This window comes from Bradyrhizobium sp. USDA 3240 (assembly GCF_054063295.1).
In genome coordinates, this window is record NZ_JBSSGD010000002.1 from 8,572,589 (window position 1) to 8,596,952 (window position 24,364).

A 24,364-nucleotide genomic window follows, 5' to 3' on the forward strand; every position below is an offset into this window, starting at 1 on the left:
AGGCGGCCGAATCTGCTCTCATACACGCCGTAGATGCATTGGGTGATCGGGCCGGCGGCTCGTCCTCGCGTCCCGATTTCTGAAGCGTTCTCTCCCGTGACTGGAGCCCCGGCGTCTCCCGGGGCTCTTTCTTGCGTGCCGGAGATGAGCCGGGCCCCAGCGGGTGAACCAAGTCCAAGCAGGACAACCAAGCCGCAAAAAGAAAATCAGGTGCGCCGGGACCGACGCACCTGATTGATGTCTTCAATATCGCTTGTATCGGCCGTCGGTTGTTACCAGCGGCAAACGCGAACACCACGCGGGGTCCACCAGCAACGGGGACCGGCATAACCGCCGTAGTAGCCATAGCCGCGGCCATAACCATATCCACGACCATAACCCCATCCGCCTCCGCGACCCCAGCCGCCGCGATATCCGTAGCCACGTCCGCGCCATTGCGCCTGCGCAGACGACGTGGTGGCGCCGATCAGGATGGCAGAGGTGCTTGCGACATAGACGAACAACAAAGCGACTGCTGCGAGGCAGCGAGTCAGGATATTGTAGCGTTTAGTCATTCCGAAGATCTCCAGTCACTTCCAAACATCTGAACTGATGCTGGCTGTCTCACTTGGATGCGCGACACCGGTATCCGGTTCGAGCATGCTAAGACAATATTTTCACTAAGGTTCTTGCGAGCTTTAGCGACTCTATTGAGACCAACAGGTAAGGTCAAGTTACGTTCCCGCCTGCAAAGGATGATGTGGTTGCTACACTCATCTTGTCGTTCATCCGCCGTTCATTCTGTTCATCTTGCATTGTGCCGATGTGATTTGTGCGTCGCAGAAGCAGAGACTTGCGAGCCGCGGAAAATGCTGTCGAGAACTTGAAGTCGACACGATCATGTTCTCTGAGCGTTTCAGAATCCTTCCCGAAGAGTGCCCATGCCGAAACAACACACCTATGTCCTTGGTCTCAACGTCTACGACCATGACGTGAGCGCCTGCCTGCTGCGTGACGGCGCGATCGCCTATGCGATCTCCAAGGAGCGCATCACCCGCGAGAAGCACGCCTCCGGCTTCTACAGGGAAGTCATCGACTACTGCCTGTCCGCCGAGGGCATCACGCTCGACGACGTCGATCTCGTGGTGAGCAACAGCTACATCCTGCCAGTGCCCGAGATGGAGGAACGGATGCTCCACCAGGACATGCCGGGCTTCCTGCCGATCGCCGAGCGCAACGAGGCGATCAAGCATCCGCTGTTTCGCGCGAAATCCGACAAGGTGGTGTCGATCTCGCATCACCTCGCGCATGCCTACAGCGCGTTCGCGGTGTCGCCGTTCAAGGACGGCGTCGTGATGATCGTCGACGGTGTCGGCAACTACCAAGCCGATGCGATGGAAACCTATCCGCAGGATGGGACGTCGCCGCTCGCCCGCGAGTCCGAGAGTTACTACAGGTTCGACGACACAAAGCTCGAATGCCTGAAGAAGGTCTTTATGGAGCCGGCGCGCGGTCTCTTGTCGGACGAGTTCTACAACATGCCGGGTCTCGGCGCGCTCTACAGCCGGGTCTCGACCTATGTGTTCGGCGACTGGAACAAGTGTGGCGAGCTGATGGGGCTTGCGCCCTATGGCCGCCACGAGCAGGTCGGCCATCTGCTCGAGATGAAGGACGGCCGGCTGAACGTGCCGTTCTGGGGCGCCGACAACCAGCAGCCCTTCGTGCTCGACAGCGGCAGCTGGGACAAGAGCCCGACCATGCGGCACTGGGAGGACATCGCCTGGCGGGTACAGGATGACACCGAGAACGTGCTGCTGGCGCGGGCGCGCTGGCTGCGCGAGACCACCGGTGCGAAGAACCTCTGCATCGCCGGCGGCGTCGCGCTGAACTGCGTGGCCAACGGGCGCATCGCGCGCGAGGCCGGCTTCGAGAACGTCTGGATCCAGCCCGCCGCCGGCGACGACGGCATCGCCATCGGCTGTGCCTATTACGGCTGGCTCGAGATTCTCAAGCAGCGCCGCTCGTTCGTGATGGACCATGCCTATGTCGGCCGGCGCTACAGCGACGCAGAGGTCGCGGCCGCGCTGCAAAGCTTCCTGGTGCGGATCCAGGTCGACGCGAAGCGCAGCGACAACATCTGCCGCGACACCGCAAAACTGCTCGCCGACCAGCGCGTGATCGGCTGGTTTCAGGGGCCCTCTGAGTTCGGTCCGCGCGCGCTCGGCAACCGCAGCCTGATCGCCGATCCGCGCAAGGCCGAGATGAAGGACATCCTCAACAGCCGCGTCAAGCACCGCCAGGCATTCCGGCCGTTTGCGCCGATCGTGCTGGCCGAGCGCATGAAGGAGGTCTTCGAGGGCGAGGAGGACTCACCCTATATGCTCATCGCCAAGCCGGTGCGGCCCGAATGGCGCGACAAGATCCCGGCGATCGTGCATGTCGACGGTTCGGCGCGGGTGCAGAGCGTGCGGGAAGAAACCAACCCGGTGCTCTACCGCTTGCTGAAGGAGTTCGAGGCGCTGACCGGCGTGCCGGTCTTGATCAACACCTCGTTCAACGTCAAGGGCGAGCCGATCATCGAGACGCCGCAGGACGCGGTGAGCTGCTTTCTCACCACCGGCATCGACAACCTCGTGCTGCACGACACGCTGGTGTCGAAGACGGCAATGCACAAGGTCGTCACGCCGGTCATGACGACGTTCGGCGACGTCGCCACCATCGTCTCCTCGACCACGCAGGACGGCAGTCGCGGCGGCTGATCGAGGACTATCCGGCAGGGGGCGGTTCCATGCCGCGCCCCAGCCCGAACTGGCCGACAGGCCCCTCGACATGAATATCGAGCCCGGTCATCTTCGCGAACAGATCGATATTGGCGGTGCCGATCGCACAGCCGCCGAGGCCCAAATCCGTCGCCACCAGGTACAGCGTCTGGGTCAGGACGCCGACATCCTTCAGGATGAGCGCATAAGCGATGGCGCTGTACTTCCAGGAGATCCGGCCAAATCGCGCGGCGATGGTGATCAGGATCTGCGGCGGAGACGGCGCGTCCATGGCAAATTCCGCGCTTTGCAACATGGCCTCGAAGTGTTGCGGGCGGACGTCGATGGCTGCCAGCGCATGCGCATCGGCGTCGTAGTGATAGAAACCTGGCGTCAAGCCGTCGCAATTCGCGACGGCCAGATAGAGCTCAAGCTCGTAGGCGCTGCCCGCTGCCGGATACGGCCTGCTGGTGTATTCGATATCGGGACCATCGTCGGCAAACTCCAGCTGCCCGCTCCATTTCGCCCGGACCCGCGCGACTCTGTTCAGGAACGTCGAAAGTTCAGCCAATGTGACAGGCTTGTGATCGTCGAAATCGCGCGTCGAATGCCGGTCATGCAGCAGTTGTTCCAGCGGCGAGGCGATGCGGTCGGATTCCGGTAGCTTGATGGTCTCGCCGGGCCAGGCAGGTCGGATCGCGGGGAGCGGCGCAATCAGGCCGGTGTGCGGATAGAGGCCACCCAGCGGACTGGCCTGTCGGCCTTCCGTGCTGCGGGCATGGAACAGCAAGTCGTGAAAATCCCAGAGCACGAGGCCGTCATCGCCTTCCGCCTTTCGCAGCGTATCGCGGTTTGCCGCGTCGACCTCGATCAGGATTTGGCAGTCCAGCAGCAGCGCAAGCAATGCAGGGCCCGGATAGCCATCCAGACGTCGGATGCGGCTGATCTTCTGAGGACTGGCGAGGATGGTCAGCAGAGCCGCAATCCACGCATCATGGATCCTCAACAGTGCGCCGGCCCGCGGCGATTCCAGAATCATCTCGGTGCCGCGCCGCCGAAGATAGGCGAAGCGTGACAGCACGACTGTTGCCGCATCGTCGAGCTTTGGCGTTCGCGGCCAGTAATCGGGGGTCTGCGGCTCGATCGTGACGAGATCATTGGCATCGCCCGGACGCGCCAGGCGATATTCCAGCAGGCCGCGGCGTGCCAATTGCCGCATCAGGCGCTCGACCTCTCGCTCGACCGCGTCGCCTTCAGAGCGCGGAAGCGGCAGGCCCACCCGCAGTTCGAGGGCGCGTTCCGCTGCGGCTGCGCTGAACGTTCCCAGTGGCTCCGAATAGCCTTCGACAAGAGCCGCTATGCTCCCGTCAGGTTGCGCTTCGAGCGCGACGAGCGGGTTGAGCCGAACGAAGACAGCCGGCGGCGTGGCGCGTGGTGATTTCTTTTTCTCGCTCATTTTCCTGGGCGCGCGCACGCCGGTATCACCTCAAGTGTGCGGAAGAAATGGCGTCAACTCGCTTTCCAGCGATGGCCGATCGCGCAATCCGAGCTTGACGGGCACATCGTAGAGCCGCCCCGGCGCGAAGCGGCGATAGAAATGGCGCATCCCGGGAACGATGACCCGGACCACCGGAACCTCGACGTCCGGTCGCGTCTGGTCGAGAACAAGGAAGTCGAGACCGGCGCGGGCCGCGATATCAACGCAGGCATCCACCTGTGCACGGGCGTTGTCGAGCGGCACGTCGGCCGCGGCGGCCGGCGGGATGACGGGATTGGCACTTGGAATCAGGAACGGATATTCGTCGAGCCGCAGCGGATTGACGCCATCGAGGCTCGGCTTCTCGCCGCTGCCACCACCCATCAGGCCGATGGAGAGGAACTGATTCAACTCGGTCAACGACCGCAGCAGCGCGATGCGCGGATCGAAGTGAGCGCCCGAGCCGAACTCGATATTTTCCTGACCGTTCTGCATCCAGTGCACGATCGCGACATAGGTCGGGACGCCGAGATCGCTGGTGATATCCAGCACCCAGAGCCGCCGGCCCGTTTCCTCGAGTTGGGTCTTCAGATCGCGGACGTAGGAATCGTCGAACTGGTTCAGATCGACCGCGGCGCGTTGCGACCGGTTGTACCACCAGATCGCATAGGCGTCGCGCTCCATCAATTCGAGGAAGCCCTGCACGATGGCTTCCTCGCGGGTATTGCCGGCAGCGCAGCCGTTGGAATCAGCGGCGAAGGCGGCCGGACCTTCGTAGAAGAAATACAGCAGGCTGGTCGGAATCTGCCTGAACCGCTTGTCGCGCAACGACCAGACGGGTGACCATTCGATTTTCGCGGACGGATCAAACGGCTCGGGGGCGGGCTGGGTGTGGTGTGAATCGTCGGGATCCGGCACGGCGCTGCCGCTGTACTGCGCGTCGCTGAAGAGCAGGATGTCGTTGGGACGGATTGCGTCGCCGGGGGAGAAGTCGGCGAAGCGCTTTCGGGCCCGGATCTCGTCACCCTGGAAAATACCCGAATATCGTTCGATCGCTTCCATCAGCGCGCTGGCCTCGCCTTGCTCGGCCGTGCTGCCCTTGCCGAAACTGCCGCCGCTCAGCCCGGCGCGTAGCTGATCCACGTTCTGCGCCGGCGCGGAGAAGTTATGTTGGGCGTAGAAATTGGTGTTCATCGGCAGATCGACGTCGATCCGCTCGAGCCGCGTCACCACGCCGGTGAGGGGGCTGACATGCTTCTTGAACCGCGCCACCGTGGTGCGGGACGAGACGGCGCGATACCCGCCACTGGTCATGACCAGCTTGGCGCCGGGTCCCAATTCGATCGGCTGTGGTGACCGCCGCGGGTTTTGCAGTTTCTTGTTGCCGCAGGTTGGGCATTGCGGGCGGGCTGCCACGTAGTGCCTTGCAATGGTCGAGCCCAGCAAATCGAGACTGACGATGTGATTGCGCAGATCGGTACGGAAGCCGCTCGCGATCGCCTTGGCGACTTCTACCGCGGCAAAGTGGATGGCGCTCTGTCCAACGGTGTGCTGGGCGAGCGGAGACACCGCGACCGCCCGCGCTCCGCCGCGATCCAGGAAGCCCTTGACCTCGCGGTTGCGGATCATCCGGTCGTACAGGCAGGTCCAGCACGCGGTCTCGCCCGGGCTGAACATGGGGCCGACCAGGGGAAACACGCCGGAAGGCTGCACCAGCAACCAGGCCGATCCGTCGGACACGTGCTGCAGGTTGCGTTCGGCGAGCCGCCGATCGAGATAGTCGTTCACCAACGTGACCGTGAGGTCGGGCGATGTCTTGACGACGCGGACGCCCAGCTCCTGCAGTGCCTCGCTCAATTCGGCCGCGCCCTTGACGTCGATCGTCTCAAGTCGAACGCGGCAGTTGTGAAGGTTTTGTTCGGCGATGGCGCCGGGAAGGCCCAGGCTTGCCCAAAGCCCCGTCGCGGCCGTCCCGGGACCCGGCGACTTCGCGATCACATAGCGACGGTCGAGCAGTCGCTTGATGGCTTCATTGATCTTGTCGGACGGAAACTTCCGCCCGAGCGTGTCCGTGAGCTTGGCGACACTGCATCCATTTGCACCGATTGCCGACGCCAGCGTGCAATAGAGCTCGCCATGGAGAAAGAACTTTCGATCTTCGGAATAGAGGCAGACGACATCCGGAGGCAGCACGTAGGCCGTGAAATTCGGTGCGAACTGCAGAACGTCCTTGTTGGCGTGCTGGGTGGATTTTCCTGGCAAAGAATCGTTCCTGTGCAGCTTGCGGGTCGACTATTGAAGCGGACGAGGCCGCGGCCTCGACACCTCCGCGCCGTTGTCCGGAGCGAGCCGCTCAACGATACGGAGACAATATGATTTGGCCGGGTCGACGTGTGTCGGACCCGGCCATGACGATCGATGTGTGTCAACGCGATTTCGACTAGCAGACGCGGCAGGCGCCCCACGACAGGCAGCAGCCGCCACCGCAACCTGCGCAGCCACCGCAGCGGCAGGCACGACAGCCACGGCAACCGCGACAGCCACGGCAACCTCGGCAGCCGCCGCATCCGCGCCACGCCACCTGGACGCCGGCTCCGACGTCTTCCTTGTCGAACAGGTGGAACGTCGCCAGGCTGACGTCGGCGATTTCTTCTTCGCCGAGTGTGATGGCTTGCGTCGGTCCGTACTTCTGAATCTGCGGCACGTCTGCTGCCGGAACGGCGGATGCGGATGCCCCCCCCACCAGCGAGAAAGTCAATCCGGCTGCCCCCAAAGCGGGCACAGCGGCCTTGGTCATACGCTTGCTGGTCACACGCTTGCTCTTGGGGGCTTGCTTCACTCGTGGCATGCTCGCATCCTCCATTCTTGACGTGTTGTCGAATTCAACTCTCGCGCAGTTGTACAAATTGTCGCAGCCGCATGCAAGACGCGCTGCGTGCACACTCTCGCGAGGAGACGCTGGCGTGCATCAAGTACTGTCGTTCATCTTCGTTCCCAGGTTCATCTTGATGAACGCGATTATTGGCCTGCCCTGTCGCTCAGGCGTGATCGTTGACGATGTGGGAATTTGCATGCTGCACTGCGGTTGTCTGGACGCCGACGCGAGGGATCGGCATGGCCGATGATGCTGCGAGCTTCGCTTGGTATGAGCTGCTGACCACGGACGTGGGAGGAGCGAGTGCCTTTTACGGCAGCGTCCTCGGCTGGGTGACGAAGGATGCCTCTACATCCGGGATTTCTTACAAATTGTTCATGTCGGGCGAGCTTGCCCGAAGCGGCCTGATGGAGTTGCCCGAAGAGGGCATACGCCAGGGCGCAGCCCCGCGATGGATTGGTTATGTCGGTGTTGACGACGTCGATCTTGCCGTCCGCCGAATGCAAGAACGTGGTGGCGCGGTCTACGTGCCGCCGACCGGCACCAATATCGGCCGTATCTCGATCGTCGCCGACCCGCAGCGGGCGACGTTCGGATTGCTGAGCGGATCAAGGATCGCTCAGCCCGCGGTCGAGGGCATTGATGCCCCTGGGCGGGTCGGCTGGCATGAACTGCTGGCTGCCGACTGGCGGAAGGCTTTTGCCTTCTACAGCGAGGTTTTCGGCTGGCGACAGGGCGACAACGACGTCGCCGGCGCCGAGTCCTACCAACCGTTCTCTGCCGGTGGGCAGACCATCGGTGGAATCTTCAACAAGCGTCCGCTCGAACCTATTGCGTTCTGGCTCTACTATTTCAACGTCGACGACGTCGACGCAGCCATCGAGCTCGTCAGGGCCGGTGGCGGACGAGTCTATGAGGGGCCGCTGGAGCTGCCGAACGGAAGCTGGATCGTTCGCTGCCTCGACCCGCAGGGCGCCACGTTTGCCCTGGAGGGGGCGCGCAGCTCCGATAGCATCGCGAAGGCGCCGGCGGCCGAGTATCGCTGGACCACCACCTGGGATGGAGTCACTTCAAAGGGCAGGTGGCGAGACGGCCAGCCGGGTGGCAAAGGGCGACGGCCGGGCAAATGAGGAGCATTGTCACCCGGCCTTTACCGGTGCCGCGGGTTTCGGCGCCGGCGGCTTGATCGGCTTGTCCTGCCGCTTCGACCACGAGATGTAATAGGCCACGATCGTCATGATCGCGATGCCGGAGATGCTGACGAAGATCTGCGCGAACAGCGAGCCCGAGCTCATCGAGAGCTCGAAATGTCCGACAAAGGACAGGAACACACCGACGCAGAACACCGCGAGCGATTGCTGGCCGCAGACGATCACCGGATCGAACACCTTCCACTCCAGCGCCGACCAGTCCTTCGGGACGAAGCGGATCACCAGCACCGTGATCACCACGAAGTGCAGGAAGCGGTAGGGCGCGAGGTTGGTCTTGTCGTTCGGGTTGAAGGTCGAATACAGCCAGTCCGGGAACATCGCGCCGAAGTCCGGGAAGCGGCCTGCCATCGTCATGATCAGGCCGAAGATCATGTAGGCGACGCAGAACCACAGCGTGTAGCGCGAATTGATGATGTGCATGTTCGCGCGCGCGCCGCCCATCGCGCACCACGAGCCGAACACGAACAGCACCTGCCAGGCGTACGGATTGAAGTACCAGGTCCCGGCCGGGTAGGCGGGCAGGTTCCAGCCCATGTGCCGCGACACCAGCCACAGCGCGAGCGAGGCGATCATGGTCCAGTTCGGCTGCCGCAGCATGAACCACAGCACCGGCGGGAACAGGCCCATCAGCACGATGTAGAGCGGCAGCACGTCGAGATTGACCGGCTTGAACTTCAGGAACAGGCCCTGGCGCAGCGTCTCGGTGGCGTTGTCGACGAGGCCCGCGACGTTGAACTCGTTGATGATCTCGGAATCGCCGAAGCGTAGCGCCAGGTAGCTGATCGAGGCGATGTAGATCACGAACAGGATGATGTGGGCGACATAGAGCTGCCAGACCCGCTTGGTCAGCCTGGTGGCGCCGACGATGAAGCCGCGCTCCAGCATCATGCGGGCATAGACGAAGGATGCGGTGTAGCCGGAGATGAAGACGAACAGGTCCGCGGCATCGCTGAAGCCGTAGTTCCGCGTCGTGATCCAGTTCACGATATTGTCGGGGATGTGATCGAGATAGATCGCCCAGTTCGCGATCCCGCGAAACAGGTCGAGCCGGAGGTCACGTCCTTTTTCGGGCAGGTGAGCGTGGATTTCCATGGGGCGCCGCTTCCTCGAGATGATGCTGTCGAGAAGGCCGCGCCGCGGGCCCAAGGGACTCCAAAGGGAAGCCTCCCGGGGCCAGATTGTCACAGCGCGGTAGAATGACTATACCGGTCCGGCGAAGGCTCCCTCCGAGATCGAGGAATCACCGATCAGATGGTTGAACGGTGTCTCTATACTATCCCGGCGGCTTCCTTCAAATCGCTTCCATATCGCACATCCCACGGGGCCGACCATCCATGACCGCACGCATTTTTAAGCCCGCCAAAAACGCGATGCAATCGGGACGTGCCAAGACCAAAGAGTGGCAGCTGGATTACGAGCCGGAGCAGCCGCGCACCGTGGAGCCCTTGATGGGCTGGACCTCGTCGACCGACATGAAGCAGCAGCTCACGCTGCAGTTCGAGACCAAGGAGGAGGCGGTCGCCTATTGCGAGCGCAAGGGCATCGCCTACCAGGTGATCGAGCCGAAGGATTCGGCGCACCGGCAGGTCGCCTATGCCGACAATTTCGCGTTCCGCCGCTGGGAGCCGTGGACCCATTAGGGCTGGACCCATTAAGGTCGGGCCCACCAGACCGGGCTGAGCCCGCGATCAGCTCGCGGAGATGGGCGCGGAGAGGGCGCCCGGGATCGGCAGCGGCGCGTCCTTGGAGACGCCGAGCACCGGAAAGCTTCGAATTTTACGCACGTTGGGCAGGCCGGCAAACTGCAGCAGCTGCTGACGCATGTCGTCGACGCTCGGCGCGACGCATCTCAGCATGAAATCGGCATCGCCCGAGATCCGCCAGCATTGCAGGAAGCGCGGCACGCCCGCCACCGCGGCCTCGAACGCCTCGATCGCAACCAGGTTCTGGCTGTCGAGCTGGATCAGGACGAAGGTCGTCACCTCATAGCCCAAGAGCCGCTCGTCGAGCGTGGCGCGGATCGCCTGCACCACGCCGCGGCTGCGCAAGGCACGGACCCGGCGCAGGCAGGGCGGAGCAGTGATGCCGACCCGCTCGGCAAGCTCATTGATCCTGATCCGGCCGTCCCGCTGCAATTCGGACAGGATCCGCAAATCGATGTCATCGAGCTGTGGGCGTTCTGTCACAGTCACGAGCCCGCTACCGCAGTGCGTGGGCTCTTGCTGCCGCTGCCGACCCGACCGAGCGCGGCCTGCGGTGCGACGCCCGACAGCACCAGCTTCTCATGTGCCGCGATGATGGCATCGCGGGTCAGCCGGCCGCCGGGGCGGTACCAGGTGCAAAGACCCGTCAGCAGCGCGATGATGGCGAAGGTCGCGACCTGGATATCGCCGACCTCGAACACGCCGTCCGATACCCCGTCGGTGAGGATCTGCGCCAGCCGCTGCTCATAGGCCCCGCGCAACGCCACTACGATGTCGTAGTTCTTGGCATCGAGGCTGCGCAGCTCGGAATTGGCGATGAAGACCTCGCGTTTGCGGGTCATGTGATAGCTGACGTGGAAGGTGACGAAGGCACGCAGCTTCTCGACCGGATCGGCCTTGCCCTCCAGCGCGAGATCGAGCTCGCGCAGCAAATCGTTGATATGCTCCTGCACCAGATCGAACAGCAGGTCCTGCTTGGTTGAGATATGGTTGTAGAGTGAGCCTGCCTGGATGCCGACCTCGGCGGCGAGCTGGCGCAGGCTCATCGCCTCGTAGCCGCGCTCGAAGATCAGGCGCACGCCGGCCTTGCGGATCGCCTCCAGCGTCGTGGGGCCGTGTGAGCCGATCGTGCGTGCCATCAGGGCCTCGGAGGGATGTTGGCTTGCCAGGGGGTGCCGGAAACAAGCAAACGACCGTATGTATATCGCATGAAATCCCAGTAAATTCAATGAACTGCGGATTTCATATGCAAACCATAGCACGGTTGCTTGCGAAGCCAAGAAAAAAACGTATGATCGTTTAATTGCAGGATGAATCTCATGGGAGGGATCATGGCCTCGAACCAGGCGGCAATCTTCAATTTCGACCTTGGCGAGACCGCGGATGCGATCCGCGAGACAGTGCATGATTTCTCGACCAACGAGATCGCGCCGCGCGCCGCCGAGATCGATCGCTCCAACACTTTTCCGCGCGACCTCTGGCCGAAGATCGGCGCACTCGGGCTGCACGGCATCACGGTCGAGGAGGAGTATGGCGGCTCGGGCCTCGGCTACCTCGAGCATTGCATCGCGGTCGAGGAGATCTCGCGCGCTTCGGCGTCGATCGGACTGGCCTACGGCGCGCATTCCAACCTCTGCGTCAACCAGATCCGCCGCAACGGCAACGAAGCGCAGAAGCGCAAATATCTGCCCAAGCTGATCTCCGGCGAGCATGTCGGATCGCTGGCGATGTCGGAGCCCTCCGCCGGCTCCGACGTGGTCTCGATGAAAACCCGCGCCGAGAAGAAGGGCGACCGCTTCGTGCTCAACGGCAGCAAGATGTGGATCACCAACGGTCCCCACGCCGAGACACTGGTGGTCTACGCCAGGACCGATGCCAATGCCGGCCCGCGCGGCATCACCGCCTTCATCATCGAGAAGGGCATGAAGGGATTCTCCACCGCGCAGAAGCTCGACAAGCTCGGCATGCGCGGCTCCGACACTTGCGAACTGGTGTTCGAGGATTGCGAGGTGCCGGAGGAGAACGTGCTGAGTGAGGTCGGCCGTGGCGTCAACGTGCTGATGAGTGGTCTCGACTATGAGCGCGCGGTGCTGGCGGCGGGACCGATCGGCATCATGCAGGCCTGCATGGACGTCGTGCTTCCCTACGTCCACGAGCGCAAGCAGTTCGGCGAGCCGATCGGCTCGTTCCAGCTGGTGCAGGGCAAGATCGCTGACATGTACACCACGATGAACGCCTCGCGCGCCTATGTTTACGCGGTGGCGAAGGCCTGCGACCGCGGCGAGACCACGCGCGAGGACGCCGCCGGCGCCATCCTCTATGCCGCCGAGAAGGCCACCCAATGCGCGCTGGATGCGATCCAGCTCCTGGGCGGCAACGGCTACATCAACGATTATCCCACCGGCCGGCTGTTGCGCGATGCAAAACTCTACGAGATCGGCGCCGGCACCAGCGAGATCCGCCGCATGCTGATCGGCCGCGAGCTGTTCGCCAAGACAGCATAGAATCTTCTCCCTCGCCCCGCTCTTGCGGGGAGAGGGTTGGGGTGAGGGGCTGTCACCGCATTAACGGTGACAGTTGAGCTCACCCTCGTGCGATGAGCTACATTCGTAAACCCAACCGATACTCCAACGAAACGTGCAACAGCGATGCCGCTTCATTCGACGATCGATCCCACATCCTCTGAATTCGCCCGCAATGCCGACGTGATGCGCAGCCTGGTCGCGGAGCTCCGCGACAAGCTCAAGCAGGTAGCCGGCGGCGGCGGCGAGACCTCGCGCAAGCGGCACACCTCGCGCGGCAAGATGCTGGCGCGCGATCGCGTCGATCTCCTTGTCGACCCCGGCACCGCATTCCTCGAACTGTCGCCGCTCGCCGCCAACGGGCTCTACGGCGGTGACGTCCATTCGGCGAGCGTCATCACCGGCGTCGGGCGCATCTCAGGGCGGGAATGCATCATCGTCGCCAACGACGCCACCATCAAGGGTGGCACCTACTACCCGCTGACGGTGAAGAAGCATCTGCGCGCCCAGGACATCGCGCGGCAGAACAATCTGCCCTGCGTCTATATGGTGGATTCCGGCGGCGCCTTCCTGCCGTTGCAGGACGAGATCTTTCCCGACGAGCGGCATTTCGGCCGCATCTTCTACAATCAGGCGCAGATGTCGTCGCAGGGCATCCCGCAGATCGCGATCGTGATGGGCTCCTGCACCGCGGGCGGCGCCTATGTGCCGGCGATGTCGGACGAGAGCATCATCGTGCGAAATCAAGGCACGATCTTCCTCGGCGGCCCGCCGCTGGTGAAGGCTGCGACCGGCGAGGTCGTCACCGCCGAAGAGCTCGGCGGCGCCGACGTCCACTCCCGGCAGTCGGGCGTGACCGACCATTACGCGCAGAACGATGCGCACGCGATCGGGATCGCACGGCGCATCGTCGGCACGCTGAAGCAGCCCACGAAGGCGCCGCTCAACATGAAGACGCCGCAGGAACCGCTGTTTCCGGCCGAGGAGATCTACGGCGTGGTCTCCGCCGACGGCCGCAAGCCGTTCGACGTGCACGACATCATCGCGCGGATCGTCGACGGCTCCGAGTTCGACGAATTCAAGAAGCTCTACGGCACCACGCTGATCTGCGGCTTCGCCCATATCTGGGGCTATCCGGTCGGCATCATCGCCAACAACGGCATCCTGTTCAGCGAGAGCTCGCTGAAGGGCGCGCATTTCATCGAGCTGTGCTGCCAGCGCGGCATTCCCCTAGTGTTCCTGCAGAACATCACCGGCTTCATGGTCGGCAAGAAATATGAGGCGGGCGGCATCGCGCGCGACGGCGCCAAGCTGGTAACGGCGGTTGCGACCGCCGGCGTGCCGAAATTCACCGTCGTGATCGGCGGCTCCTACGGCGCCGGCAATTACGGCATGTGCGGCCGCGCCTACAGCCCGCGCTTCCTCTGGCTGTGGCCGAACGCCCGCATCTCCGTGATGGGCGGCGAGCAGGCCTCGATGGTGCTCAGTCAAGTGCGGCGCGACGGCATCGAGGCCAAGGGTGAGAGCTGGTCGGCGGAGGAGGAAGACAAATTCCGCGAGCCGATCCGCGCGCAATACGAGAAGCAGGGCAATCCCTATTACGCCACGGCGCGGCTCTGGGACGACGGCGTGATCGATCCCGCCGACACCCGCCTGGTGCTCGGGCTCGGCCTGTCGGCCGCGGCCAATGCGCCGATCGAGCCGACGAAATTCGGCCTGTTCAGGATGTGATCATGGACCGCTCAAAACTCTACCGGCGTTTCCGCACGCTTCTGATCGCCAACCGCGGCGAGATCGCCTGCCGCGTCATCCGCTCGGCGCGCGCCATGGGGCTGCGCACTGTCGCGGTCTATTCCGAGGCCGACCGCGACGCGATGCATGTCGCGCTTGCCGACGAGGCGGTGCTGCTCGGGCCCGCACGGGCGCGCGACAGCTATCTCAACATCGAGCGCGTGATCACGGCCGCAAAGCAAACCGGCGCCGAGGCGGTGCATCCCGGCTACGGCTTCCTGTCGGAGAACGCCGAATTCGCACAAGCTTGCCTTGATGCCGGCCTGGTGTTCGTCGGCCCGACCGCCGCGATGATGACCGCGATGGGCTCGAAATCCGGATCGAAGGCGCTGATGGAGAAGGCCGGCGTGCCGCTGGTGCCTGGCTATCACGGTGAGGCGCAGGACGAGGCGATCCTGGCGGAGGCCGCCAACCGGATCGGCTTCCCGGTGCTGGTGAAGGCGTCGGCCGGCGGCGGCGGCCGCGGCATGCGCGTGGTCAATGCGGCGGCGGAGCTTGCGGCCGCGATCACCAGCGCCAAGCGCGAGGCCAAGGCGGCGTTCGGCGACGACCGCATGCTGATCGAGAAATACGTGCAGAACCCGCGCCACATCGAGGTGCAGATCATCGGCGACAGCCACGGCAATCTGCTCTCGCTGTGGGAGCGCGAATGCACGCTGCAGCGCCGGCATCAGAAGGTGATCGAGGAGGCGCCGTCGCCGACGTTGAACGCCGCGCAGCGCGAGGCGGTCTGCGAGGCCGCCCGCAAGGCGGCCGGTGCGGTCAACTATGTCGGCGCCGGCACTATCGAGTTCGTCTCCGACGGCAAGGATGTGTTCTTCATCGAGATGAACACCCGCCTGCAGGTCGAGCATCCCGTCACCGAGCTGATCACCGGCGTCGATCTCGTCGAATGGCAGCTGCGCGTTGCCTTCGGCGAGGCGATGCCGCTGAAGCAGGACGAGATCAAGCTCAATGGCCACGCCGTCGAGGCCCGTGTCTACGCGGAAAATCCGCAGAAGAACTTCATGCCCTCGGTCGGCCGCATCAAGACCTGGCGGACGCCGCCGGAAGGCGACGGCCTGCGCATCGATAGCGGTTATTGCAGTGGCGACACGGTCTCACCGTATTACGACGCGATGCTCGCCAAGGTGATCGCCTGGGCGCCGACGCGCGAAGGCGCGATCGAGAAGCTCAATCGCGGGCTGGAACAGACCGATGTCCGCGGCATCGTCACCAACATCCCGTTCCTGTCGGCGCTGGTGACGCATCCGGCGACCCGCGCCAACGCGATCGATACCGGCTTCATCGAGCGCGAGCTGAAGAACCTGACTTCAGGCGCCGGTGCGGCCGGCGAGTTCGAGCTGTGCGCGGCGGTGGCTGCGATCGTCAACGACGAGCAGAAGGCGGCGCGGCGCGAGGCGAATTCGCCCTGGCAGGCCTTCGGCTGGATGCCGGTCGGGCGTCGCCAGCGGGTGTTTTCGTTCCGGCAGGGCCACGAGCCGCCGCATACGATTACGCTTCATTATGGCCACGGACCGATGACGCTGTCGGTCGGCGGGCGCGAGCTTGTCTTTGCCATCGCGTCAGCCGGCGAGGATGGCTTCGACTTGACGCTCGACGGCCTCAAGTCGCGCGTCGCATCCGTCATCGAGGGCCACGAGCTTTACTTGCGCACCCGTAACGGCCGCTTCGACCTGCACTGGGTCGATCCGTTCGGCGGCGAGAGCGAGGAGCAGGTCGGCGAGGACAAGATCGTGGCACCGTTGCCGGGCACCGTGGTCGCGCTGCTGGCCGAGGAGGGCGCGACGCTGGAGAAGGGCGCGCCGATCCTCACTCTCGAAGTGATGAAGATGGAGCAGACCCTGCGCGCGCCCTATGCCGGTGTGTTGAAGAAGCTCAAATGCAAGGTCGGTGACATCGTCGGCGAGGGCGTCGAGCTTGCCGAAGTCGAGCCTGCGGCCGCGTCATGACCGATCAGATCCAGATCGTCGAGATGGGGCCGCGCGACGGCCTGCAAAACGAGAAGACGTTGGTTAGCGTCGAGGCGCGTATTGCCTTCATCGAGGCGCTGGTGGCGGCAGGGCTCAACACCGTCGAGGTCGGCGCCTTCGTGTCGCCCAAGGCGATCCCGCAAATGGCAAGCTCCGATCAGGTGCTGCGCGGCGTCAGTCACATCAAGGATGCCGAATTCCACGTACTGGTGCCGAACGAGAAGGGCTATGACGCCGCGCGCGCGGCCGGCGCCCAGGTCGTCTCGGTGTTCGCGGCGGCGTCCGAAGGGTTCTCGCGCGCCAACATCAATTGCTCGATCGCGGAGTCGATCGAGCGCTTCAAGCCGGTGCTGGCGCGTGCCAAGGCCGATGGCGTCAAGGTGCGCGGCTACATCTCCTGCGTGCTCGGCTGTCCGTTCGACGGCGAGATCAAGCCGAAGGCGGTCGCCGACCTCGCGATGATGCTGTGGGATCTCGGCTGCTACGAGATCTCGCTCGGCGACACCATCGGTGTCGGCACGCCGCTGAAGGCCAAGGAGATGCTGCGCGCGGTCGGCGCCGAGCTGCCGGTCGCCAATCTCGCGATGCACTTCCACGACACCTACGGCCAGGCGCTCGCCAATCTCTATGCCGGCATGGAGGAGGGCGTGCGCGTCATCGATTCCGCCGCCGGCGGCCTCGGCGGCTGCCCCTATGCGCCCGGCGCCACCGGCAACGTCGCGACCGAGGATGTCGTCTACATGCTCGAAGGCATGGGCGTGAAAACCGGTATCGACATGGAGAAGTTGCTGGCCACGACGAACGAGGTCGCCGGCTTGCTCGGCCGCCCGCCGGTCAGCCGCGTCGCCTCTGCGTTGAACGCGAAGCAGAAGCGCCTCAGCGGATCGTAGTCCTCGACCGCACGGGTTCCAGGAACAGCGGGATGGAACCCGTTTTTGCGGCGCACACCGTACAGCTGCTGCTCAAAACGCCTCGAAAGCGTTCATGGCTTGGTGACTCAAACATGCTGAGGTGACGGGGCTCGCAATTGCTCCAGGTGCGCCATGTCCGGACAGGTGTCAGCTTCCCGCGGCCGAACGTTTTTGGCCGGAAAGATCGTCTTCAATTTCGGTCGGTCGGCCTTCGATTGCACGGTCCGACAGCTCACCGATACCGGCGCGACCGTGGAACTCGAAAGCGTCGTTGGCATTCCCGACCAGGTCCAACTGTTGATTGTCGGCACCAATCAGGTGAGGCCATGCAAGCGGCTGTGGCAATCGGACCGCCAACTCGGCCTGGTGTTTGAGGCGCAGCAGGCCGCTCCCGCGCCTGCCGCTGCCGTGCCTGCCGCTCCTGCGCCATCAGCCATGCCCGAGCGGCGCAGCGGCGATATTCTGCGCGGGCACATGCTGGCGCTACGCTCAGCGCTTGATCAGATCCCGGTCGGCATCCTGCTGTTGGACTCGGAGTTGAAAGCCCTCTTCATCAACCGCGCGTTCCGGAACATGTGGCAGCTTCCGGATGCGGTGGCTGACCGCAATCCCAGCTTCACCGATCTGATGCATCACGGCTGCAAGACCATGGCCTATGAGCTGCCGCCTGAGCAGCTTCAAGCCTACGTTGCCGAACGCGTCCGCCTCGTCAGCGTCGGCGACGCAAACCCGATCGATCTCAGGCGCAGCAACGGTGATGTGGTTCGATGTCAGTGCACGCCGCTGCCCGACGGCGGCCGGATGGTGAGCTACACGCCCGTGACCGACATCGTGCGCGCATCGGACAAGTTGAAGGTGCTGACCGGCGCGCTCGAGAACGTGGAGGACGGCGTTGTCCTGCTCGACCGCGATCTCAATGTGGTTTTTCTCAATCGGAGAATGCGGGACTTCTGGGAGGTGAGCGAGGAGGAGGTGGCGCGGCATCCGGAATACGTCACGCTTCTCACGCGCAGCCGCCGGGCAGTCCCGACGGGCTCGACCCCGGAACAGATCAGAGCCTTTCCGGCGAAGCGGATCGCGGAGATCAAGGCGGGCGATCACAAGCGCGACGTCCAGACGCCTGATGGCCGCAACATCAGGATCCATTGCTCGACGATGGCGAACGGCGGCCGGATGCTGACCTTCGTCGACGTCACCGATCTTGTCGGTAACGCGCGACAGCTCGAAGTGCTCGCGACCACCGATCCGCTCACCGGACTGTTCAACCGCAGGCAATTCCTGACAACGCTAGATGCGGAGTGGAGCCGGTTCCAGCGCTACTATCGCTCCGTCTCCGTCCTGATGGTCGATATCGATTACTTCAAGAGCATCAATGACCGGTTCGGGCACGCGGCCGGTGACGAGGCCATCAAGGCCGTCGCCGAGATTTGCACCCGCGGCAAACGCAAGTCCGACGTCGTCGGCCGTGTCGGAGGCGAGGAGTTCGCGGTTCTGCTGCCGGAAACGACATTGTCGCGCGCCCGGACCGTCGCCGACCGCATTCGCAAGCGGGCGGAAGGGCTGGCGCTGCGGGCGGACGATCGGCCGGTGTCATTCACGGTGAGCATCGGCGTCGCCGAGGCCATCACCAGCATGCCCGGGATAGACGCCCTGATGAAGGCCGCCGACGCAGCGCTCTACCAGGCCAAGGAGCGCGGCCGGAATCGCGTCGAGTGCTGGGCGCTTCCGCCGTCGCCGAAGCTGGCGGCTGAGTAGACTGCAGGAAGGGTGGCACGCCTTGTCCGCCGTAGCTCGAAGAGCGAGGCGGAAGCGATAGCCATTGTGTCTCGACGCGTATTGATGGGCATCGCTGCTCCACACTTACGAACTGCCAACTCCCTCCATTGTCATTCCCCGGTGCGCAATTGCGCACCTGAGGGCTCGCGAAGCGAGAGCCCGGAATCCATTTCACCATCAGTTTTGTGACCCAATGGATTCCGGGCTCGTGCTTCGCACGCGCCGGAATGACGAGAGGAGATGGAGTGGCGCGCCATACATCTGAGTTGCCCGAACGGCGCAAGCCCCGCAGGGATATTTCGCTTTATCAGAAATTGCAGCTCGATGTATGGTTCGGCCGTCTCGCCCGATCGAGGGGGCGCTTCGCGATCGTCAGTTTAGGAGAGGCAGCAATCGACTCACAACTCGGGCGAGTTTGATCGCGATGCGACAACTCCACGGCTATTTGGTCAGGTGCGTGTCAGGTTCCCATAAGGACCGATAATACATGGTTGCCCGGGAGCCACGATTGTTGCGTCGTCGCAACAGTGAATCGACATTTAACCCTAAACACAGCCAGTCCGTAGTCGCGCCGCTTTTTGGCCACACCCTGACATGAAAGGATATTCACCTAGCTGAATAGCCAGCGCTCGCGACGACGGGACTTTTGATCGGTTCCGGCGTTGTTGGAGGAAAGAGCGCCGGGAACAGGGTCGCGATGGACGCCAAGACGAACATCAAGGGTAGGCTGCCGAGCCGTCACGTGACGGAGGGGCCCCAGCGCGCGCCGCATCGGTCCTATCTCTACGCGATGGGGCTGACGACAACCCAGATTCATCAACCCTTTGTCGGCGTTGCTTCATGTTGGAATGAAGCTGCTCCCTGCAACATTTCGCTGATGCGCCAGGCGCAGGCGGTGAAGAAGGGCGTGGCGTCGGCCGGCGGCACGCCGCGCGAATTCTGCACCATCACTGTCACCGACGGCATCGCGATGGGCCATGACGGCATGCGCTCCTCGCTGCCGTCGCGCGAATGCATCGCCGATTCGGTCGAGCTGACCGTCCGCGGTCACTCCTATGATGCGCTGGTCGGGCTCGCCGGCTGCGACAAGTCGCTGCCGGGCATGATGATGGCGATGGTCCGTCTCAACGTGCCGTCGATCTTCATCTATGGCGGCTCGATCCTGCCCGGCAACTTCCGCGGGCAGCCGGTCACCGTGCAGGACATGTTCGAGGCGGTCGGCAAGCACTCGGTCGGCGCCATGTCGGACGAGGACCTCGATGAGATCGAGCGGGTGGCGTGCCCGTCGGCCGGCGCCTGCGGCGCCCAGTTCACCGCCAACACCATGGCGACCGTCTCCGAGGCGATTGGCCTCGCGCTGCCGTATTCGGCCGGAGCTCCGGCGCCTTACGAGATCCGCGACGCCTTCTGCTCCGCCGCCGGCGAGAAGGTGATGGAGCTGATCGAGAAAAACATCCGGCCCCGCGACATCGTCACCCGGGAAGCCCTTGAAAATGCTGCTGCCGTGGTTGCAGCCTCAGGTGGTTCGACCAATGCTGCGCTGCACCTACCGGCGATCGCCCATGAGTGCGGCATCAAGTTCAATTTGTTCGACGTTGCCGAAATCTTCAAAAAGACTCCTTACGTCGCGGATTTGAAGCCGGGCGGCCGTTATGTTGCCAAAGACATGTTTGAAGTTGGCGGCATTCCGCTGCTGATGAAAACGCTGCTCGACAATGGCCACTTGCACGGGAATTGCCTGACCGTCACTGGCCGAACGATCGCCGAAAACCTCAAAAGCGTGAAATGGAATCCGCACCAGGACGTGGTGCGGCCCGCCGACAATCCGATCACCGTGACAGGTGGCGTTGTCGGGCTGAAGGGTAATCTCGCTCCGGAGGGTGCGATCGTGAAGGTCGCGGGAATGTCCAACCTGAGGTTTACCGGTCCGGCCCGGTGCTTCGACCGCGAGGAAGACGCCTTTGAGGCGGTGCAGAAGCGCACCTACAAGGAAGGCGAAGTGATTGTGATCCGCTACGAGGGGCCGAAGGGCGGTCCTGGGATGCGGGAGATGCTGGCGACCACGGCGGCGCTGACCGGGCAGGGGATGGGCGGCAAGATTGCCCTGATCACCGATGGCCGGTTCTCCGGCGCCACCCGTGGCTTCTGCATCGGCCATATTGGACCTGAAGCGGCCGTCGGCGGGCCGATCGGGTTATTGCAGGACGGCGACATCATCGAGATCGATGCGGTCGCCGGCACACTTGACGTAAAATTGAGCGACGCCGAGCTCGCAAATCGTAAGACCAAATGGGCCCCTCGGGCGACTAACCACACGACTGGTGCGCTGTGGAAGTACGCCGAACAAGTGGGGCCGGCGGTGGATGGCGCAGTCACCCATCCGGGTGGCGCGTACGAGAAACAGTGTTATGCGGACGTTTAAGCGTGCGATATTTGCGTTTGCGTTAGGGGCCATCCCGGTGGCGGGCCCCGGATTCGGATTCGACGGCGCCCCGGTCAACCCCCAGGATACCGTTCTTCCTGTGGTCGCGCCGCAGCCCGGCACGGCCGGCGCCCTGAAGCGGGCCGCCACGCCGGTTGCTCCTGTGGCGACCTCGCCGACCTCGTCCTTCAGCACGCTGCAGTACCAGGCCGAGGGCGGTCATCCCGTCGCGCAGTGGAAGCTTGGCAAGATGTACGCCGAGGGCGACGGCGTCATCCAGGATGACATGCGCGCCTTCGAGTATTTCAGCCGGATCGCCAATGCGCATGCCGAGGATTCGCCGTCGGCGCCGCAGGCCTCGATCGTGGCCAACGCCTTCGTGGCGCTCGGCCGCTACTATCTGAGCGGCATTCCCAATTCCAAGGTGAAGGCGGACACTGAGCGGGCGCGGGAGATGTTCTCCTATGCCGCGTCCTATTTCGGCAATGCCGACGCCCAGTACGACCTTGCGCGGCTGTACCTGAAGACGCCGGATGCCTCGCGGGACGATTTTCGCTATGGCGCACGCTGGCTCGGCCTTGCCGCCCAGAAGGGCCAGCATCAGGCGCAGGCGCTGCTTGGCCAGATGCTGTTCAACGGCGACCGGCTGCCGCCGCAGCGGGCACGTGGCCTGATGTGGCTGACCCTGGCGCGTGACAGCGCCACGCCCGACGAGGCCTGGATCAAGGAAAGCTACAACCGGGCGATCACCAAGGCGTCCGAAGATGATCGCGCGATGGCGCTGCAGATGCTCGAGCACTGGGTGCAGGGTCGTCGCGATTAGAGGCCGCCGGGATTGATATCCCCCGCGGCCGGCAGTCGCTTGGCTGGCAAGGCTCAAGCTGTCTCGAAATCGAGATCGGCCCAGACCGGGACGTGGTCCGACGGCTTCTCCCAGGCGCGGACATAGCTGTCGATCCCGACATCGATCAGCCGATCGCTCGCTTGCGGCGACATCAGCAGATGGTCGATCCGCAGGCCCCAGTTCTTCTGCCAGGCGCCGGCCTGGTAGTCCCAGAAGGTGTACTGGCCGGGCTCGTCGTTGACCGCGCGCAGCGCATCGGTCAGGCCGAGGCCGAGCAGCGACTGGAAGGCTTCGCGGGTCGCCGGACGGAACAGGGCATCGTCGACCCAGGCGGCCGGATTGTAGACGTCGCGGGCCGCCGGAATGACGTTGAAGTCGCCGGCCAGAATCAGCGGCTCCTCGGCCTTAAGCCGTTCCCGCGTGTACTCAAGAAGCCGCGACATCCATTTGAGCTTGTACGGATATTTGTCGGTGTTCGCGGGGTTGCCGTTGGGCAGATAAAGGCACGCGACCCGCACCACGCCCTGTTTCAGCGTAACGACGCCTTCGAGGAAGCGGGCATGGGCATCTTCGTCGTCGCCGGCGAGGCCCGACTTGGTCTCGTCAAACGGCAGCTTCGACAGCAGCGCGACGCCGTTGAAGGTCTTCTGGCCGTGAGTGACGACATTATATCCGAGCGCCTCGACCTCAAGCCGGGGGAATGCGTCGTCGACGCATTTGATCTCCTGCAGGCAGACGATGTCGGGGGAACACTCCTTCAGCCAAGCGACCAGAAGCTCGATTCGTTGCCGGACCGAATTGACGTTCCACGTAGCGATGCGCATGCAAGTGACCGGATTGAAGCCGCAGGATTTTACTTAGGTGGCATACCATGGGCGGTCCGCCTGTGCTAACCCTCTCCGGAAACAAGGCGTAACAATTGCCGATGGGGGAGTTGCGAAGCGTCCCGGCCCTGAAGGGAAGCGGGCGGCGCATGTACAAGACTTATGAAGAAACATAATTTGGTTCTGACTGTCGCTGTTCTCGGCATTGCGGCCGGGGCGGCTTACATGACCCGCGCTTCATGGATGGGTGGCGGTGCCGCCATCTCGCAGGGGACGGCGCGGCCGCGCGTGGTCTCGGTGGATCTCGCCAAGGCCGAACGCAGATCGGTCCCGGTCGATGTCGACGCGATCGGACAGGTCACGCCGATCTCCAGCGTGGCGCTGAAGTCGCGGCTGGGAACCACCATCGTCTCGGTGCATTTCGAGGACGGCGCCAGGGTCAATGAGGGCGACCTGCTGTTCATGCTCGACGCACGGCAGATCGACGCCCAGATCGAGCAGGCCGAGGGCGTCCTGGCGCGCGACCAGGCCCAGTTCGAGGGCGCGCAGCGCGACCTCCGCCGCTATACCGAACTGGTCGGCAAGGGCGCGACCACGCAGGTCAACCTCGACAACGCAAAAACCCAGTCCGACGTCCTGATCGGCACCATCAAGGCCGACCAATTCGCGCTGGAAAACCTCCGCGTCCAGAAGAGCTACACCGTGATCCGCGCGCCGTTCGCGGGGCGGATCAGCGCCGCCAACGTCAAGGTCGGGAACTTCGTCCGCCCCGCTGACACCCAGCCGCTCGCGGTCATCAACCAGATGGCGCCGGTCTATGTCACCTTTGCCATTCCGCAGCGTGCGCTGGTCGATCTGCGCGACGCCATGGGGAAGGACGATCCCAAGGTGATCGCGACCATTCCCGGCCACCAGCGCTCCGAGAGCGGCAAGGTCGCCATGGTCGAGAATGCCGTCGACGCGACCACCGGCATGGTCACGGTGCGCGGCATCATGAACAATGCGAACGAGACGCTGTGGCCCGGCACCATCGTGCAGACCAAGCTGATCATCCGCAACGAAGACGCGGTCGTGGTACCGACGGTCGCAGTGCAGCGCAGCCAGAATGGCAATTTCGTTTTCGTCGTCCAGGACGGCGTCGCCAAGGTCCGGCCGGTCAAGGTCGATCGCACCTTCCAGGGCTCATCGGTGATCTCGGACGGACTGGCGGGCGATGAAAGCATCGTGGTCGACGGCCAGTTGCTGCTGTCGGAGGGGTCGCGGGTCGAGCTGCGGGCGCGCAAGGCCGGAGCCTGAT

The 24,364-nt window shown here is 63.8% G+C and carries 19 protein-coding genes; 11 read left to right on the forward strand and 8 right to left on the reverse strand.

The features are described 5' to 3' along the window. Nucleotides 1–272: 272 nt before the first annotated feature. Nucleotides 273–554, reverse strand: a complete 282-nt coding sequence (locus tag ACVIGA_RS40930) for a hypothetical protein (RefSeq protein WP_375780905.1) — start codon at nt 552–554, stop codon at nt 273–275. A 366-nt stretch (nt 555–920) separates the two neighbouring features. On the opposite strand from ACVIGA_RS40930, the gene ACVIGA_RS40935 reads away from it, so the two are divergent. Continuing rightward, nucleotides 921–2,738, forward strand: coding sequence for a carbamoyltransferase family protein (locus ACVIGA_RS40935; protein WP_456670489.1), 1,818 nt, complete (start codon nt 921–923; stop codon nt 2,736–2,738). Between the two features lie 7 nt (nt 2,739–2,745). On the opposite strand, the gene ACVIGA_RS40940 is transcribed toward ACVIGA_RS40935, so the two are convergent. The 3 genes from ACVIGA_RS40940 to ACVIGA_RS40950 form a co-directional block, all read right to left on the reverse strand. After that, nucleotides 2,746–4,194, reverse strand: a complete 1,449-nt coding sequence (locus ACVIGA_RS40940) for a SagB/ThcOx family dehydrogenase (RefSeq protein WP_456670490.1) — start codon at nt 4,192–4,194, stop codon at nt 2,746–2,748. Between the two features lie 30 nt (nt 4,195–4,224). After that, the gene (locus ACVIGA_RS40945) at nt 4,225–6,477 is read right to left on the reverse strand and encodes a TOMM precursor leader peptide-binding protein (RefSeq protein WP_456670491.1); all 2,253 of its coding nucleotides are present in this window, start codon (nt 6,475–6,477) and stop codon (nt 4,225–4,227) included. 178 nt (nt 6,478–6,655) lie between these two features. Then, the gene (locus tag ACVIGA_RS40950; RefSeq protein WP_456670492.1) at nt 6,656–7,063 is read right to left on the reverse strand and encodes a hypothetical protein; all 408 of its coding nucleotides are present in this window, start codon (nt 7,061–7,063) and stop codon (nt 6,656–6,658) included. Between the two features lie 266 nt (nt 7,064–7,329). Here ACVIGA_RS40950 and ACVIGA_RS40955 point away from each other — a divergent pair, with 266 nt between their 5' ends. After that, nucleotides 7,330–8,220 (forward strand): VOC family protein, encoded by an 891-nt coding sequence (locus ACVIGA_RS40955; protein WP_456670493.1) that lies wholly within the window; start codon nt 7,330–7,332, stop codon nt 8,218–8,220. Between the two features lie 9 nt (nt 8,221–8,229). On the opposite strand, the gene ACVIGA_RS40960 is transcribed toward ACVIGA_RS40955, so the two are convergent. Continuing rightward, nucleotides 8,230–9,393: an OpgC domain-containing protein gene (locus ACVIGA_RS40960; RefSeq protein ID WP_456670494.1), complete on the reverse strand. Its 1,164-nt coding sequence runs from the start codon at nt 9,391–9,393 to the stop codon at nt 8,230–8,232. Nucleotides 9,394–9,635: 242 nt separating this feature from the next. Between ACVIGA_RS40960 and ACVIGA_RS40965 the strand changes: the two genes are divergently transcribed. Then, entirely contained in the window at nt 9,636–9,941 is a 306-nt protein-coding gene (locus ACVIGA_RS40965) for an ETC complex I subunit (RefSeq protein ID WP_097672209.1), read from the forward strand. A 48-nt stretch (nt 9,942–9,989) separates the two neighbouring features. On the opposite strand, the gene ACVIGA_RS40970 is transcribed toward ACVIGA_RS40965, so the two are convergent. Both ACVIGA_RS40970 and ACVIGA_RS40975 read right to left on the reverse strand, forming a co-directional pair. Continuing rightward, the gene (locus ACVIGA_RS40970; RefSeq protein ID WP_456670994.1) at nt 9,990–10,487 is read right to left on the reverse strand and encodes an Lrp/AsnC family transcriptional regulator; all 498 of its coding nucleotides are present in this window, start codon (nt 10,485–10,487) and stop codon (nt 9,990–9,992) included. Nucleotides 10,488–10,489: 2 nt separating this feature from the next. Continuing rightward, complete coding sequence (locus ACVIGA_RS40975) at nt 10,490–11,143, reverse strand: TetR/AcrR family transcriptional regulator (protein ID WP_456670495.1); 654 nt, start codon at nt 11,141–11,143, stop codon at nt 10,490–10,492. Between the two features lie 192 nt (nt 11,144–11,335). On the opposite strand from ACVIGA_RS40975, the gene ACVIGA_RS40980 reads away from it, so the two are divergent. The 7 genes from ACVIGA_RS40980 (at nt 11,336) to ACVIGA_RS41010 (ending at nt 22,222) form a co-directional block, all read left to right on the forward strand. Continuing rightward, a complete protein-coding gene (locus ACVIGA_RS40980) occupies nt 11,336–12,508 on the forward strand; it encodes an isovaleryl-CoA dehydrogenase (RefSeq protein ID WP_456670496.1) in 1,173 nt (390 codons plus the stop codon). A 144-nt stretch (nt 12,509–12,652) separates the two neighbouring features. Further along, nucleotides 12,653–14,257, forward strand: a complete 1,605-nt coding sequence (locus ACVIGA_RS40985; protein ID WP_456670497.1) for a carboxyl transferase domain-containing protein — start codon at nt 12,653–12,655, stop codon at nt 14,255–14,257. A gap of 2 nt (nt 14,258–14,259) precedes the next feature. Next, entirely contained in the window at nt 14,260–16,269 is a 2,010-nt protein-coding gene (locus tag ACVIGA_RS40990; protein WP_456670498.1) for an acetyl/propionyl/methylcrotonyl-CoA carboxylase subunit alpha, read from the forward strand. Further along, on the forward strand, nt 16,266–17,180 hold the full coding sequence (locus ACVIGA_RS40995) for a hydroxymethylglutaryl-CoA lyase (protein ID WP_456670499.1): 915 nt from the start codon (nt 16,266–16,268) through the stop codon (nt 17,178–17,180). Before ACVIGA_RS40990 ends, ACVIGA_RS40995 begins: the two co-directional genes overlap by 4 nt. Nucleotides 17,181–17,372: 192 nt before the next feature. Next, nucleotides 17,373–18,956, forward strand: a complete 1,584-nt coding sequence (locus tag ACVIGA_RS41000) for a diguanylate cyclase (RefSeq protein WP_456670500.1) — start codon at nt 17,373–17,375, stop codon at nt 18,954–18,956. Between the two features lie 718 nt (nt 18,957–19,674). Next, a complete protein-coding gene (ilvD, locus tag ACVIGA_RS41005) occupies nt 19,675–21,399 on the forward strand; it encodes a dihydroxy-acid dehydratase (protein WP_456670501.1) in 1,725 nt (574 codons plus the stop codon). Beyond that, nucleotides 21,386–22,222, forward strand: coding sequence for a tetratricopeptide repeat protein (locus ACVIGA_RS41010; protein ID WP_375780917.1), 837 nt, complete (start codon nt 21,386–21,388; stop codon nt 22,220–22,222). Before ilvD ends, ACVIGA_RS41010 begins: the two co-directional genes overlap by 14 nt. 53 nt (nt 22,223–22,275) lie before the next feature. Here the strand turns inward: ACVIGA_RS41010 and xth are convergent, their stop codons facing one another. Further along, a complete protein-coding gene (gene xth, locus ACVIGA_RS41015; RefSeq protein WP_375780918.1) occupies nt 22,276–23,067 on the reverse strand; it encodes an exodeoxyribonuclease III in 792 nt (263 codons plus the stop codon). A 162-nt stretch (nt 23,068–23,229) separates the two neighbouring features. Here xth and ACVIGA_RS41020 point away from each other — a divergent pair, with 162 nt between their 5' ends. Continuing rightward, entirely contained in the window at nt 23,230–24,363 is a 1,134-nt protein-coding gene (locus ACVIGA_RS41020; RefSeq protein WP_456670502.1) for an efflux RND transporter periplasmic adaptor subunit, read from the forward strand. Nucleotide 24,364 lies beyond the last annotated feature (1 nt).

What these genes read in the sequence shown, in the direction of transcription:
- ACVIGA_RS40930 (WP_375780905.1), bottom strand. Translation starts at nt 554, where the DNA reads ATGACTAAACGCTACAATATCCTGACTCGCTGCCTCGCAGCAGTCGCT.
- ACVIGA_RS40935 (WP_456670489.1), top strand. Translation starts at nt 921, where the DNA reads ATGCCGAAACAACACACCTATGTCCTTGGTCTCAACGTCTACGACCAT.
- ACVIGA_RS40940 (WP_456670490.1), bottom strand. Translation starts at nt 4,194, where the DNA reads ATGAGCGAGAAAAAGAAATCACCACGCGCCACGCCGCCGGCTGTCTTC.
- ACVIGA_RS40950 (WP_456670492.1), bottom strand. Translation starts at nt 7,063, where the DNA reads ATGCCACGAGTGAAGCAAGCCCCCAAGAGCAAGCGTGTGACCAGCAAG.
- ACVIGA_RS40955 (WP_456670493.1), top strand. Translation starts at nt 7,330, where the DNA reads ATGGCCGATGATGCTGCGAGCTTCGCTTGGTATGAGCTGCTGACCACG.
- ACVIGA_RS40960 (WP_456670494.1), bottom strand. Translation starts at nt 9,393, where the DNA reads ATGGAAATCCACGCTCACCTGCCCGAAAAAGGACGTGACCTCCGGCTC.
- ACVIGA_RS40965 (WP_097672209.1), top strand. Translation starts at nt 9,636, where the DNA reads ATGACCGCACGCATTTTTAAGCCCGCCAAAAACGCGATGCAATCGGGA.
- ACVIGA_RS40975 (WP_456670495.1), bottom strand. Translation starts at nt 11,143, where the DNA reads ATGGCACGCACGATCGGCTCACACGGCCCCACGACGCTGGAGGCGATC.
- ACVIGA_RS40980 (WP_456670496.1), top strand. Translation starts at nt 11,336, where the DNA reads ATGGCCTCGAACCAGGCGGCAATCTTCAATTTCGACCTTGGCGAGACC.
- ACVIGA_RS40985 (WP_456670497.1), top strand. Translation starts at nt 12,653, where the DNA reads ATGCCGCTTCATTCGACGATCGATCCCACATCCTCTGAATTCGCCCGC.
- ACVIGA_RS40990 (WP_456670498.1), top strand. Translation starts at nt 14,260, where the DNA reads ATGGACCGCTCAAAACTCTACCGGCGTTTCCGCACGCTTCTGATCGCC.
- ACVIGA_RS40995 (WP_456670499.1), top strand. Translation starts at nt 16,266, where the DNA reads ATGACCGATCAGATCCAGATCGTCGAGATGGGGCCGCGCGACGGCCTG.
- ilvD (WP_456670501.1), top strand. Translation starts at nt 19,675, where the DNA reads ATGGACGCCAAGACGAACATCAAGGGTAGGCTGCCGAGCCGTCACGTG.
- ACVIGA_RS41010 (WP_375780917.1), top strand. Translation starts at nt 21,386, where the DNA reads ATGCGGACGTTTAAGCGTGCGATATTTGCGTTTGCGTTAGGGGCCATC.
- xth (WP_375780918.1), bottom strand. Translation starts at nt 23,067, where the DNA reads ATGCGCATCGCTACGTGGAACGTCAATTCGGTCCGGCAACGAATCGAG.
- ACVIGA_RS41020 (WP_456670502.1), top strand. Translation starts at nt 23,230, where the DNA reads ATGAAGAAACATAATTTGGTTCTGACTGTCGCTGTTCTCGGCATTGCG.